Consider the following 13440-nt stretch of genomic DNA (forward strand, 5'->3'; position numbering starts at 1 on the left):
GAAGAGAATAGGATAGAGGAAGAGCAAGAGCAATTTTATAGGTGTGTTAATGATAAAGTAACCTTGATTAGTATTAAGAAATAGTAAGTCAAATACAATTGAAGGAGATAGTTTAGTGGAAAAACAAAAAAAGAAAAAGCTAAAATTAATAGATATCCTACCGATATTAATTGGTGCCATTATTGGCTATACAATAGGTTTTGATAGTGTAAAACTCTTTCCTAAAGAATTTATAAAATCATTAAATTTAGTAGCTGTTCTTATTATCTTTATAACTATTTACTATAGTTCCATCTTACTTCATGAATTAGGACATTTTTGCGCTTTTAAAGCAATGGGTGTAAATATAAGGATGATTAAAGTATCTATAGTAGGAGTTATATTTAATAAGAATAAGACAAGTCTAAAGATTAATCCTAGTGGACTTGGCTTAGGGGGAATTGTTGTACCTCATATAGGAATTATTTCAGATGAAGCTAAGTTTAAAGAGATACAGAAAATTTATGCAAAAGCTATGATAGCAGCACCTATGGTTACCCTTAGCCTTGTTATTTTAGGAGGCATTAGTATAGTAATAAGTAGTGTAATGGGAATAATGAATACCCCTTATTTAATGATAACTGGTATATTCCTTTGCCTATTTAATATATTGTTGTGTATTGGATGCTTTATTAAAACAGAAAATGTATATGGAGATTTTAGGGCCTACTCTTGCTTCAAAAAGGATAATTTTTTTGCAGCATTAATGATGTATCAGTATATTATGCTGGCTGAGGATTTTGTGGAAGAAAGAGCAGGCAATACTTATTTAAGGCAAGTATTAATTGAAGGATTTAAAAATAGAGCAGCTGAAAAGGAAGTAGATATGTTGACCATATCTTGTAGTGCCACCTTTCTTATAGAATATCTTGTAGGAGAGATGGAAAAGCTACCTGAGTCCATTGCCGAGTATATAGATTACTGCTACTTAAACCAGACGCTCTTAACCAATCAAAAGGCATTAGAAATACATAAGAGCTTTTTGGTATATATGGCTTATTATTTTGAAAAAACAGGTGAACATAGCAAAGCTAAGCAAATTTATGAAGAGTTTATTACAAAGCTACCTAAAAACCAAGTATTTGATTATTGGAAGATACAGGCCCAGCAGATTATTTTAAAGAAAGATCATACCCAGCACCTATTGGATGTAAAGAATATTAAACCTAATAGCTTCTATAAAATATTGGGGGTATTTAATGGCTTTTATTGGGATGAACTTATACTTAATCAGATGGATAAGGACGAACTTATGGTATAGTTCCGACAATAATACATAAGAAAAGAGAGACAAAAGATATGACAGCTACATTGACTAAAGGAAATGAGACTAAAGCACTTCTTTTATTTAGCATACCTATGATTTTAGGTAATATGTTGCAACAGCTTTACAACGTAGTAGATACTTTAATTGTAGGTAGAACTTTAGGGCCTAATGCACTTGCAGCAGTTGGAGCCTCCTATGCGTTGATGGTACTATTAACTTCTATTATTCTTGGATTATGTATGGGTAGTGGTGTAGTCTTTGCACAGTTATTTGGTGCTGGAAGAATAGAAGAATTAAAAATAAGTATTGTTAATGCTTTTGTATTAATTTGTGTATTAACCTTGATAATAGATTTAGTAGCGTTTTTATTACTAGATCAATTGGTAGTATGGTTAAATGTGCCGGTAGAAGCTATGTCTTACATGATAGATTACTTGAGGATTATTTTTCTAGGTATGGGCTTTGTTTTTATTTATAATTTTTTTGCTGCGGTACTTAGAAGTATTGGCAATACTATGGTTCCATTATTATTTCTAGGAATATCAGCAATCATTAATGTTGTTTTAGATATTGTCCTTATTGTTAATTTTGGTATGGGAATTGAAGGCGCCGCTGTTGCTACAGTGGTAGCACAGGGCGTGTCAGCTGTCCTTATTGCCATATACTTTTTCAAAAAGGCAGAAAGCATTTGTCCTCGAAGAAGCCATATGAGATATGATAAAAAGCTACTAGGCTTAGTAATTAACAACTCTATTTTAACCAGCATTCAGCAATCTATTATGAACTTTGGTATTTTAATGATTCAAGGGCTTGTAAATAGCTTTGGCGTAACAGTAACAGCAGCGTTTGCTATTGTAGTGAAAATAGATGCCTTCGCTTATATGCCAGCACAGGATTTTGGGAATGCCTTTGCTACCTTTGTAGCTCAAAATGCGGGAGCTAAAGAGCATAAGCGTATTTATAAAGGAACCTTGGCAGCAGCTAAACTGTCCATAGCCTTTTGTGCTATAGCATCACTACTAGTATGCTATTTTGCTAAGCCGCTGATGTTGTTATTTGTTGAACCAAAAGAAATGGAGATTATTAGGTTGGGCATGCAGTATTTACATATTGAAGGTGCGTGCTATATAGGGATAGGTATTTTATTCTTGCTCTATGGCTTTTATAGAGGTTTGGGTAAATCACAAATGTCCATCATATTAACTGTTTTTTCATTAGGGACAAGAGTGATATTAGCATACTTATTAGCTCCCATTCCAGAAGTAGGCCTATTAGGTATATGGTGGGCCATTCCAATAGGGTGGGTTATAGCAGATATAATAGGTATTTTATATGGGGTAGTAAAAAAGGAAGAGTTATTAGTTATAGAACATTTAGAAGAATACATGTAAAATAGAATTGAGTTTAAAAGGAGTGCAGTCAAACTATTTACTAGGTTTGATTGCACTCCTTTTTCATATTACTTAAAGTTTTTTGGCAAGTATTTTCTTGTATTGTTTAACATTTCTTCAAATAGTGCTTCAGCTTCAGCATAAGGAAGTGTAACTAATGGGTCATTTATAAAAGCAGAAAAAGCAAGTTTTTTATTACCTGATAGGCCAGCTTCCACAATAGTTTCTTGATTGCTGACATGAGTAGCTACCATACCATAGATAGGATTTGGTATATTCCCAGCCATAATAGGTTCTACTCTATCTTTTCTAAATAAAGCATTAGTTTCTACGATAGTTCCTAGTGGTAAGTTAGGGATTTGACCTGTATTAGGAATATTAACATTAGTCACTAAGTCTGTCAGGCCTAAGAGTGCTTTGATTTGAAGAACACCTTCTTCTCCTGTTTCTTTAAGTTCAAAAGCTTCTTCGCCATTTGCCAGACGCGTACTACGTTCTAAACGGCTATTTAAGTCATTAATACGCCAATCTACAGTAGTAAGGCCAAACTTCCATTCAGCAACAGTCTCAGGATCTTTAAGATACCATTTGCCATTTACAGCTTCAGCCAGATGACGATCTCCAGCTGCAGCGATAACGCCAAAGCGTTTAAATAAGTCAAATTTAACACGCTGAGCAGATTCAAAGGAGTTGTTCATCCAGTGGTCTTTATCATCTTCTTCAAAACCTGTTTCATAGAACTGATTCACGAAGCTTTCATACATAGGAAATAGGTCTTTACCTTTATAAGTAGCTTCGGTAATCCAAGTAAAATGGTTAATGCCTAATACATTAATCTTGATATCCTGCCTGGATACATTTGGCGTTCCAGTTACTTCTTTAATCATGCTGGCTAAAAGCTTTTGAGTACCAAATACTTCATGGCAACATCCAAAGGCTTTGATCTCTGGAAATACTTTATAAAGCGTTTTAACACAAATAGACATAGGATTGGTATAGTTAATAACCCATGCAGCAGGAGAATAAGCTTTAATAGCAAGGGCAATTTCTTCATACATAGGGATAGTTCTTAAGGCTCTAATATAGCCACCTGGTCCTACTGTGTCACCAACAGCTTGATAGATACCGTATTTTTCTGGGGTATGTACATCGGAATACATTTCTTTAAAAGTACCAGGTAGGATGGAAATGACTACAAAATCAGCGCCAGTTAATGCTTCTTTTAAAGAAGAAACAGCTTTATAGTTCCAATGAGCTTGAATATCTTTTAGCTCATTAAGTTTATTACCGATAATTTCATTTGTTTGAGCAGCATGCATGTCAATATCATAAAGTCTTACAGTTCCACTTAAGCTAGGTTCAGAAGCCAGGTCACTCATAAGTCCCCAAGCCCATCCTCTAGAGCCTCCTCCAATATAAGCAATTTGTACATCTTCTACTTTATTTTCTATATAGTTCATTAGCTTCACCTCATAGTAGGAATTTATAGAATCTTAGGTGTATTATAAGACAAAATAGTATGATATGATTATGATATATTGCGTTAAAACATTAATAAACAACATATTTTGCGTATGAGGAGAAAAGAGAGGATGAGTAAGTATAATTTAGACCTATTATGGAATGAACGACTGTTTAATATTGAATATAAGAAGTATACAAATAAAGATAGTATGGTCGAAACACACTATCATCTACATTATGAAATATATTATCAATTATCTGGAGATCGCTATTATTTTATTAAAGATAGAACCTATCATATTAAAGAAGGTACCTTAGTTTGGTTAAATAGTGAAGATATTCATAAGACCCTCTCAGCCAATCAATCAGTAGGAGAACGTATTCTTATTAACTTCAAGAGGTCATTTTTATCAGAAATTAGTAATCTGCAAGTAGAACGTTTACTTAAAACCTTTAATGAAAATCGATGTGTATTGCAGTTAACACCAGCTCAAAAAAGCGAAGTGGAACAATTATTAGAAAAAATGATGATAGAAAATAAAAGAGAAAAAGATGCTTTTTATAATCAACTACTGTTTTGTGAACTATTAAGTTTACAGCAACGTTATATGAATGAGGCCTCAAAGGAAGAGATTACGCCTATGAGTACATCTCCTAAGCATGAAAGAGTGGCAGAGGTAGCTCAGTACTTAAATGAAAATTACAGTAAGAAGATTACATTAGAAGACGTGGCTAAAGCGTTTTATATTAGCCCATACTATTTAAGTAGGACTTTTAAAGAAGGAACAGGTTTTAATCTTATTAATTATCTTAACTACATTAGAATAAAAAATGCAAAGATTTTATTAGAGACTACAGATAAAATGGTGATAGATATTTCACATGAAGTGGGCTTTGAAAGCACAACTCATTTTGATAGGGTATTTAAAGACCTAGAAGGTATGACGCCATTGAAGTACAGGAAACAAAAAATAATAATATAGAATAAGCTATTATAGTAGAAGAGTTAAATAAGAAAATAGGAGTGCTAAAAACACTCCTATTTTGAGGATAAGGAAAAGAGATTAATTGATATGATCACTCTTGAAACCTTCTCGTTTGATAGAATGTTTTTTTGCATTTGGATTATGATTTTGGTTTTCTGCCGTTAGTGGTGTTTGATAGTTACACTTTCTCATACGTGCTTCTTTGTTATCGATTTGGCTGTCTTTTGCCATAGCTTATCACTCCTTTAAGTTGGGTTAAGATTAGTTTGTGATTTTTTTGTGTTTGATATAAGTTTAAATTTTTGCCATATGCATGCTAAGTATAAGAAAGCCGTAAAATGAGTAGTTGGTGAGGTAATCATTTATTAAGCAGTACTGTCTTTATAAAATCTACTTTTATGAGCGTGCAGAGTATGATAAAGTGGAGAATGGATAGGAAAATAATAGAAAAATAGACATGATTAAATTTGAGTTAAATAAAATAGATTACATAGAAAATGAGGGGAAAGTATGGAAACAAAACAGAATATATTAAAAGGGGCTATGATTTTAAGCATTGGTGTCATGCTCAGCAAAATTATTGGCCTAGTATATAGGATTCCATTAACTAATATTATTGGAGATGAAGGAAACGGACTGTATTCCTCAGCTTATCAGGTATATATCATTATTTTAACGTTAACAGCTACAGCTATACCAGCGGGACTTTCCAAACTTATTGCAGAGCGAGAGGCAATAGGAGAGCATAAGGAAGCAGAACATATTTTTAAGGTTACTTTAAGAGCAGGTTTTATTTGTTCTTTGATATTAGCAGTCATAGTTGTCTTAGGGGCAGATGTGATTGCAGATTTGTTTTTTAATGGAGAAAATGTTGGGCAACCTATTAGAGTACTTGTTCCAACCATTTTAATCATGACAGTGGTAGCCAGCTTAAGGGGCTATTTTCAAGGCCTGGGTAATATGGTCCCAACAGCTTCCTCACAAGTAATAGAGCAGATTTTTCATGTTGTTTTTACAGTAATACTAGCATACTATCTGATTGAAAAATCTCTTTTAAGTGCAGTAACAGGTGCAACTTTAGGCACTTCTATAGGTGCTTTAGCTGCGCTTTTAGCATTAATAGTAACCTATTTGAAGATAAAAAAGGAAAGAAAGCCTGTTTTAGAAGCTCAAAAAAACTATCATCAGGAAAGTAATAAGGTCATTTTAAAACAAGTACTTGCGATTATGCTACCTATTATTATTAGTACGTGTGTATTTTCTATTATGACTTTTATTGATCTAAGTATGATTACAAATCTGCTACCTGAAAGTCTAAGTCAGCTGAAAGCAAGTGGACTTATTGAGGCAGTGCCAGTAGCAGACGTAGCTCATTTAGAAATCGGAAAGATAGCAACTAGTTTAAAAGGCCAGTATGGTTTTCAATATAACACATTCATTAATATTCCTATCTCTATTATTGTTCAAATAGCAGCAGCTTCTATACCAGCTATTGCAGCTAGTGCGGTTATCAATAAAAGAAAAGATATTAATGAAAAGATTAAAATGATTTTTAAGTTGGGGATGATTATTGCAGCACCCACAGCTGTAGCCTTCTTCTTATTTGGAGAGCCTATTATTGGACTTGTTTTAAGAAAAGCAACAGGGGGAGAACTCTTGTCAGCAGGTGCTGTTAGTTTAATCTTTATTACTATTGCCCAGCTTAGTGCGGCTGTATTACAAGCTATGGGAAAACCTAAAGAGGCTTCTGTTCATGCTATTTTAGCTTGCATTGTTAAGGTTGTTATTAACTATATATTAATACGTATACCACAGTGTCATATTTTTGGTGTCATTTACAGTACAACTATTTGCTATGCTATCTATGGCAGCTTAAATCTCATTTACTTATACCGCCACTTTGCAATAAAACTAGAGTGGAAACAAGTGGTTGTAAAGCCAATTATATGTGCTGTTATTATGGGTGCTATTTCGTACGGTTTATATGTAGTGATGAATCTATTAATGGGAAGAGAAAAGCTTAGCATGTTATTGGTGATACCAGTTGCCATAGTAGTATACTTCGTTGTAGCTATATGGACTCGCACCATTAACAAAACAGATTTAGAAGGGCTACCAGGTGGGAAGAAATTACAGCGTTTTATAAGAATATGAGTTAGTATGGGGATTTTATGATATCAAGAACCTGGCATGGAATAGTGCCACTAGAACATAAACAGAGATTCAAGGATTACTTAAATAAAACAGGAGTAAGCGATACAATGGCTATTCAAGGGAATAGAAGTGCCTATGTGAAAATAGTAGAGCAAAATGAATGGGCACATTTTTTCCTTTGTACTATATGGGAGACAATGGATAGTGTTGTTGAGTATGCTGGGAGTAATCCTGAAATTGCAGTTACATATCCAGAAGATGAACAATATGGATTGATTTCAGATCCCATAGTGATTCATCAGGAAGTTTCAAGTTCCCAAAATCCGTTTATATAAAATAGGCTTACTGGCCTGTGGTAGTAAAGCCAGAACAAGGCTTCTAATAAAAAAGCGTCATGCCAAATGAACTGACCCAATAAGTTAGACCTAAAAATCTAACTTATTGGGGTCACATCATGTGAGGGCATGACGCTTTTTTCTATAAGGTAAGATGAATTGAGAAAATTTAAAAAATATCTTGAATGTGACGTAACGTAATGAATTATAATGTAAACAGGAGGTTATAAATATGGAAAAATACAAAGCGACACCGGAAGGATATATGACAGTTGGTGAGGCTGCAAAGAAAATGGGCGTTACCGTCCGCACCTTGCAATACTATGATAAAGAAGGAGTACTTTCGCCATCTTCAGAAAGTGGAGGAGGCCGCAGGCTTTATACGGATAAGGATGTGATTAAACTTTATCAAATTCTGTCGCTAAAACATCTGGGGTTTTCATTGGATGATATAAAAAATCGCCTCATCTCTCTTGATACTCCCACAGATGTTGCGAATGCACTTACAAAACAAGCTGCCGCTATACGTGAAAAGATAGAAAACCTATCAGCATCTCTAAAAGAGATAGAAACGTTGCAAGAAGAAGTGTTGCAAATACAATCAGTGGATTTCAAGAAGTACGCTGATATTATTGTAAATCTGCAAATGAAGAATGAATTCTACTGGGTTATCAAGCATTTAGATGATAAGACTCTTGACCATTTTCGGTGCCACTTCGATAAGGATAGTAGCTTAGCAATGATGGAGACTTTCACACGCTTAATCGATGAAGTGATAGGGCTTCAAAAAGATGGCGTACTGCCTGAAAGTGAGAAGGGTCAAAACCTTGCCAAAGAGTTTTGGAAAATGCTTATGGAATTTACGGGTGGGGATATAAGTATGCTACCAGTACTTATGGAGACAAAAAAACTTAATGGTCCGGACAATGAATGGAAACAAAAACAAGCAATTGTCAACATTTTTATAGAACCGGCTTTAGAAGCCTATTTTACAACATTGGGTTATAATCCGGTAGAGGAGGGAGTAAAATGAGCTACGCCATACAGATTGATAGGCTAAAGAAAAGTTATGGGAATCATACTGTACTGAAGGGCTTGAGTTTCAATGTGATGAAAGGTGAAATTTTTGCATTGCTTGGCGTAAACGGTGCAGGCAAAACTACAGCCCTTGAATGTATCGAGAGCTTACGAAAGTATGATAGTGGCAGTATCGTGGTGAATGGCAAGAGGGGTATTCAGTTGCAGTCGGCGTCTCTCCCTGACCATATCAAACCCATGGAAGCTGTAAGGTTATTTGCAAAATGGAATAAAACAAAAGTAGACTATTCTATGCTTGCTGCTCTGGGGATTAACGAGCTGGCAAAAAAGCTATACACAGATATGTCAACAGGGCAAAAGCGGCGTTTGCACCTTGCCCTCGCCTTGATCAGTGATCCGGATATTGTGTTCCTGGATGAGCCCACTGCCGGACTTGATGTTGAAGGTAGAATATCACTTCATGACCAAATTCGAAAACTGAAGGCACAGGGAAAGACCATCATTTTAGCTAGCCACGATATGGCAGAGGTTGAAAGCCTGTGTGACCGCATTGCTATTCTGAATGATGGCAATATTGCCTTTTTGGGTACTGTTGCAGAATTGACCTCAAAAATTGGCAAGCGCTATACCCTTCATATCAAGACCGAGCAAGGTGATGAAGAATTTGAATCTGACAATATCGGGGATACCATGCTGACTTTGCTTGAAGATTTCAAGCAGCGGGGAATTAGCGTGTTGGACATTAAAATAGACAGGGGAACGCTAGAACAGCATTTTATTGACATAGCAAGGAGGAATGGCGAATGAGTGCATTTTTATACGGAGTGGCATTGCAATGGAAACTGGATATACGGAGCAAATCACTACTTATTACTTGTTATGTGGTTCCTCTTTTATTCTTTGCTGTTATGGGGGGGATGTTCACATCCATAAACCCCCAGGCTAAGTATACGCTTATACAATCCATGACTGTGCTAGGTGTATCAACTGGCGCACTGATAGGTTTGCCACCTTCCCTTGTAGAGATATACGGAAGCGATATAAAGAAAGTGTACAAAGCCAATGGTGTGCCGTTGTATCTTGGCATGGTTTCTATGTTTTTGTCAGCGTTTATTCATCTACTGATTATGTGCGCGATAATATGCATCATCGCCCCCATTGCTTTTGATGCGACGCTACCAGCAAGTCTGCCGTTGTATTTTAGCTCACTTGCAGTTTTTATTGCAGTATCATTAAGTATTGGGAGTGTCTTAGGGCTATGGGTAAAAAACCAAGCAAAACTTACCATGATTTCACAAGTGATATTTCTGCCATCCATTATGCTATCGGGGATTATGTTTTCTACTAGTTTACTTCCTAGATTTTTTGAGATTGTAGGGAAAATATTACCTGCAACTTGGGGGTATCAATTGATTGTGGACGAAGGTTTTTATTTTGGCAACCTGTGGCCTTTATTAGCTATTCTCTTAGGCGCGGTTATACTATGTGTTTTTTTGCTAAGAAGGCTGAAATCAGAATAATGAGCTATTGAGAGGAAGAGGTTTCCGTGTGAAAGACATGGGAACCTCTTCCTCTTGGTGTAAGGCTTCGGCTTATGTCAATACATACGTTGGGAGAAAAAGATTTACAGTGAAAAATTTAGTTGATATAAGCATAAGTTTGACTGTACTTAAATTTAGGAAGCTGTGATGATTGATTTGAGAGAATGATGCATAAGAAATTAGCTTAGTTGTCATCATAATACTAGAGGGAGAGGAGGAATAGGAGGGGGTAGAAGGCAGTTATAAAAAATATAAAATCCTAAAAAATCAACATTAATCATAATATGCTTAAAATGTGATGAATATGACGGAATAATGATGAATAATGATTATAAGTGATGTATACAAGATGAAGTTAAGATGGAAATAGATTACAATGAGATGAATATAAAAAAGGTCCAACAAAATGTAAATATATGGTATTGATAAAGAGATAAAATATCTCTTATAATAAAAAGAAACAGTAATTATATTGAAGATAAGAGGCAAATGATGGAGAAGACAATTACAATACAACAAGCAGCAGCCCAGCTTTTAGCTGAGTACAAAAAACCTCTTAAATCTAAAGATTTAGCAAAATTGGCACAAGAAAGAAGGCTAGTTGCTCCAAGTACAGCTAAAGACCCTATTCAATCCTTATCACAGACACTAGAGCGTAATATTAGATTAGATAAAGGAAATAAGCCAAGATTAGTATTTGTAGAAATAGAAGAAGGCCGTGCCATAGGCTTACCAGAGTGGTATGAAGAAAAGAAAATAGAGAAAAAGATAGCATGTGAAAAAATTGAGATTCCTTTACCTGCTGATCTCTTAAATAAGATAAAGATATACCAGACGAGTTTTAATTTCTCTAGTATTGAGGAGGCAATTATTCAATTAACTAAAAAAGGATTAGGTGCAGCGTCGCAAGAATTGATTGATAGACTCAAGATAGAACTTGATGAATTAAATTAAGATCAACATAAATGATAGAAAGCCCATGAATTTCTAATGATTCCAACAGAAATTTATGGGCAATTTTTATATATGAGTGATAAAAAAACAGAATCAAATAATAGAGAAAATCATGAATAGAAAGGAATATCTTTCTACGCGTACCTACAATATAAACAAGGATTGGAAATTTGATATCATATGTGTTAAGCAAAAATTCAAAATTAATTTATTGACCGAGTGGTTTGTTTTTGTTATACTCTAAAAATAGACCATATGGTCAATAATGCTTATAGGAGAAAAGTAAATGAAGCAAAATGAAAAAAAACAATTAAGCCAAGATAAAATTTTAAACGCTGCCATTATAGAATTTGGAACAAAAAGTTACGAAAATGCTTCATTAAACAATATATGTAGTGACAATAAAATCTCTAAAGGACTTATTTATCATTACTTCAAAAATAAGGATGAGCTTTATTTATGCTGTGTTAAGATTTGTTTTGATGAACTTACAAGATTTCTTGACAGTAAAAAATATGTTTTCACTGATTTTCAAAAAGACATCAATCATTATCTTGCTTTGAGATACCGTTTTTTTCATGAAAATCCAAATTACAGTAATATCTTTTTTAACACGGTGCTGCAGCCTCCAATGCATTTAAAAGAACAAATCAAAGAGATTAGAAAAGACTTTGATGCACAGGGGCTTCAGTATTATAAGAATGCACTTAAAAATATTGTTTTGCGAGAAGACATTACTGAGGAAGAAGCAATAGGATATTTCTTTATTTTCCAAGAAATGTTTAATGGATACTTTCAAAGCAAGGCATATGAGAGCTCCGATTTTAATTCTTTAATTGAAGCACATGAAATGAAATTGTCTAAATTCTTAAATATTATGCTTTATGGCATGGCAAAAGAGAGGAGAGAATAATGTTACTTTTAATACTGAGACTTTTGATGGCAATTGGTATTGCATTTTTTGCTGGAAAACTGGTTTCAAAGATTAAGCTACCAGCAATTTTGGGGTGGTTACTTACAGGAATGATTCTAGGTCCCCATGCATTAGGACTTGTAAATGACGCTATTTTAGATGCCCAGTGGTATCATATCATTGTAAATATTTTAGAATGTGCAGTCGGTCTTTTGATTGGGACAGAACTTGTTTGGAAAAAAATTAAAACAACAGGAAAACAAATCATAATTACAACTCTAACCCAATCTCTAGGGACATTTTTTGTGGTAACCTTGCTATTTGGCGTTGTTTTCTACTTTACGAGTATACCTCTTTATCTAGCAGTTATCTTCGGGGGGATCGCACTTGCAACTGCACCTGCACCTGCGCTTTCTATTGTACGTGAATTTAATACGGATGGTCCTGTGACAAAAACATTGATACCCATGGCAGCCCTTGACGATATGGTGGCAGTTATTGTATTTTTCACAACCATTTCAATTATATCTGCCAATATTTCTGAGCAAAAACTACCTTTTTATATGATTCTAGTAGTAGTGTTACTGCCAGTTGTTATTGGTATTGTAACAGGGCTAATTGCAGGCTGGGTGCTAAAAAAAGAACGAACTGCATCTATTACTCTAGTACTGCTCATAATCACTTTACTTATTTCTTCAGGCGTTGGGTTTATATTCAACTATTGGGTAATGCCAAAGCCAGTCCTTAACTTTATGATAATTGGTATGGCCTTTTCTGCAACCTTTGCCAATATGATTTCAGAGGAACGCTTAAATCAAATCATGCATGATTTTAATCCTATCCTAGGTGTTTCTATGATTGTTGTTATTTTAAATCTGGGAACACCTCTTGACTATCATTTGATTCTAGGTGCAGGTGTGTTCACGGCAGTTTATATTATTGCAAGGGCAGCAGGTAAATACGGCGGCGCATTTCTAGGGGCAAGTATAACGCACTCACCTGAAACTGTTAGGAAATATTTAGGTCTTACCTTATTACCACATTCTGGTGTTTCGCTTGTATTTACAGGCATTGCAGTTTCTGTTTTAACCATCCCGGCGCCTGAATGTGCAAAGATTATCCAAGGTACCATTGCGGCAGCAGCAGTTATAAATGAAATAATTGCTGTAATCGTATCTAAAAAGGCATTTGAATGGGCTGGAGAATTTAATAAGAGACAGGATTTAAGCAATGAATCAAATAACCTATAGAGAAATTCAAAAATGACATTGAGCCGCGTACACTCAATGTTATTTTTTTATAGCGTTATTTCAAAAATTAATTCCTTTGTATTTACATCAGCATGTAGATAGTATTAT

General features: G+C 34.7%; 13 protein-coding genes. 11 read left to right on the top strand and 2 right to left on the bottom strand.

All coding sequences use genetic code 11. From position 1 onward, the window contains the following. The first annotated feature begins 115 nt into the window (after window positions 1-115). Window positions 116-1300, top strand: coding sequence for a site-2 protease family protein (locus tag QTL86_RS20260; protein ID WP_127064791.1), 1185 nt, complete (start codon window positions 116-118; stop codon window positions 1298-1300). A 38-nt stretch (window positions 1301-1338) separates the two neighbouring features. Next, on the top strand, window positions 1339-2697 hold the full coding sequence (locus QTL86_RS20265) for an MATE family efflux transporter (protein ID WP_410495901.1): 1359 nt from the start codon (window positions 1339-1341) through the stop codon (window positions 2695-2697). Between the two features lie 68 nt (window positions 2698-2765). Here the strand turns inward: QTL86_RS20265 and QTL86_RS20270 are convergent, their stop codons facing one another. After that, a complete protein-coding gene (locus QTL86_RS20270; RefSeq protein WP_410495902.1) occupies window positions 2766-4157 on the bottom strand; it encodes an alpha-glucosidase/alpha-galactosidase in 1392 nt (463 codons plus the stop codon). 132 nt (window positions 4158-4289) lie between these two features. Here QTL86_RS20270 and QTL86_RS20275 point away from each other — a divergent pair, with 132 nt between their 5' ends. Further along, window positions 4290-5144: an AraC family transcriptional regulator gene (locus tag QTL86_RS20275; protein ID WP_410495903.1), complete on the top strand. Its 855-nt coding sequence runs from the start codon at window positions 4290-4292 to the stop codon at window positions 5142-5144. Window positions 5145-5225: 81 nt separating this feature from the next. On the opposite strand, the gene QTL86_RS20280 is transcribed toward QTL86_RS20275, so the two are convergent. Further along, a complete protein-coding gene (locus tag QTL86_RS20280) occupies window positions 5226-5378 on the bottom strand; it encodes a hypothetical protein (protein ID WP_013658920.1) in 153 nt (50 codons plus the stop codon). Window positions 5379-5657: 279 nt separating this feature from the next. On the opposite strand from QTL86_RS20280, the gene QTL86_RS20285 reads away from it, so the two are divergent. From QTL86_RS20285 to QTL86_RS20320, 8 genes are all read left to right on the top strand, one after another. Further along, complete coding sequence (locus QTL86_RS20285) at window positions 5658-7301, top strand: oligosaccharide flippase family protein (RefSeq protein WP_410495904.1); 1644 nt, start codon at window positions 5658-5660, stop codon at window positions 7299-7301. 17 nt (window positions 7302-7318) lie between these two features. Then, window positions 7319-7636, top strand: coding sequence for a hypothetical protein (locus tag QTL86_RS20290; RefSeq protein WP_410495905.1), 318 nt, complete (start codon window positions 7319-7321; stop codon window positions 7634-7636). Between the two features lie 232 nt (window positions 7637-7868). Continuing rightward, window positions 7869-8669 carry a MerR family transcriptional regulator gene (locus tag QTL86_RS20295; RefSeq protein ID WP_410495906.1) on the top strand — a complete coding sequence of 267 codons (801 nt, stop codon included), beginning with the start codon at window positions 7869-7871 and terminating at the stop codon, window positions 8667-8669. Further along, window positions 8666-9481: an ABC transporter ATP-binding protein gene (locus QTL86_RS20300; RefSeq protein WP_410495907.1), complete on the top strand. Its 816-nt coding sequence runs from the start codon at window positions 8666-8668 to the stop codon at window positions 9479-9481. The genes QTL86_RS20295 and QTL86_RS20300 overlap by 4 nt, the downstream gene beginning before the upstream one ends. Then, window positions 9478-10194 (top strand): ABC transporter permease, encoded by a 717-nt coding sequence (locus tag QTL86_RS20305; protein ID WP_013658915.1) that lies wholly within the window; start codon window positions 9478-9480, stop codon window positions 10192-10194. The genes QTL86_RS20300 and QTL86_RS20305 overlap by 4 nt, the downstream gene beginning before the upstream one ends. 513 nt (window positions 10195-10707) lie before the next feature. After that, entirely contained in the window at window positions 10708-11169 is a 462-nt protein-coding gene (locus tag QTL86_RS20310) for an HTH domain-containing protein (RefSeq protein WP_410495908.1), read from the top strand. A gap of 286 nt (window positions 11170-11455) precedes the next feature. Next, complete coding sequence (locus QTL86_RS20315) at window positions 11456-12082, top strand: TetR/AcrR family transcriptional regulator (RefSeq protein WP_127064782.1); 627 nt, start codon at window positions 11456-11458, stop codon at window positions 12080-12082. Then, window positions 12082-13332, top strand: coding sequence for a cation:proton antiporter (locus QTL86_RS20320; protein WP_127064781.1), 1251 nt, complete (start codon window positions 12082-12084; stop codon window positions 13330-13332). Before QTL86_RS20315 ends, QTL86_RS20320 begins: the two co-directional genes overlap by 1 nt. The last annotated feature ends 108 nt before the right edge of the window (window positions 13333-13440 follow it).

It is taken from the genome of Cellulosilyticum sp. ST5, from assembly GCF_046529625.1.
GTDB lineage: Bacteria > Bacillota > Clostridia > Lachnospirales > Cellulosilyticaceae > Cellulosilyticum > Cellulosilyticum lentocellum.

Excerpts from the sequence above, each read along its gene's own strand:
- QTL86_RS20300 (WP_410495907.1), top strand. The coding sequence starts at position 8,666 with ATGAGCTACGCCATACAGATTGATAGGCTAAAGAAAAGTTATGGGAAT.
- QTL86_RS20305 (WP_013658915.1), top strand. The coding sequence starts at position 9,478 with ATGAGTGCATTTTTATACGGAGTGGCATTGCAATGGAAACTGGATATA.
- QTL86_RS20265 (WP_410495901.1), top strand. The coding sequence starts at position 1,339 with ATGACAGCTACATTGACTAAAGGAAATGAGACTAAAGCACTTCTTTTA.
- QTL86_RS20295 (WP_410495906.1), top strand. The coding sequence starts at position 7,869 with ATGGAAAAATACAAAGCGACACCGGAAGGATATATGACAGTTGGTGAG.
- QTL86_RS20315 (WP_127064782.1), top strand. The coding sequence starts at position 11,456 with ATGAAGCAAAATGAAAAAAAACAATTAAGCCAAGATAAAATTTTAAAC.
- QTL86_RS20310 (WP_410495908.1), top strand. The coding sequence starts at position 10,708 with ATGGAGAAGACAATTACAATACAACAAGCAGCAGCCCAGCTTTTAGCT.
- QTL86_RS20320 (WP_127064781.1), top strand. The coding sequence starts at position 12,082 with ATGTTACTTTTAATACTGAGACTTTTGATGGCAATTGGTATTGCATTT.
- QTL86_RS20285 (WP_410495904.1), top strand. The coding sequence starts at position 5,658 with ATGGAAACAAAACAGAATATATTAAAAGGGGCTATGATTTTAAGCATT.
- QTL86_RS20290 (WP_410495905.1), top strand. The coding sequence starts at position 7,319 with ATGATATCAAGAACCTGGCATGGAATAGTGCCACTAGAACATAAACAG.
- QTL86_RS20270 (WP_410495902.1), bottom strand. The coding sequence starts at position 4,157 with ATGAACTATATAGAAAATAAAGTAGAAGATGTACAAATTGCTTATATT.
- QTL86_RS20280 (WP_013658920.1), bottom strand. The coding sequence starts at position 5,378 with ATGGCAAAAGACAGCCAAATCGATAACAAAGAAGCACGTATGAGAAAG.
- QTL86_RS20275 (WP_410495903.1), top strand. The coding sequence starts at position 4,290 with ATGAGTAAGTATAATTTAGACCTATTATGGAATGAACGACTGTTTAAT.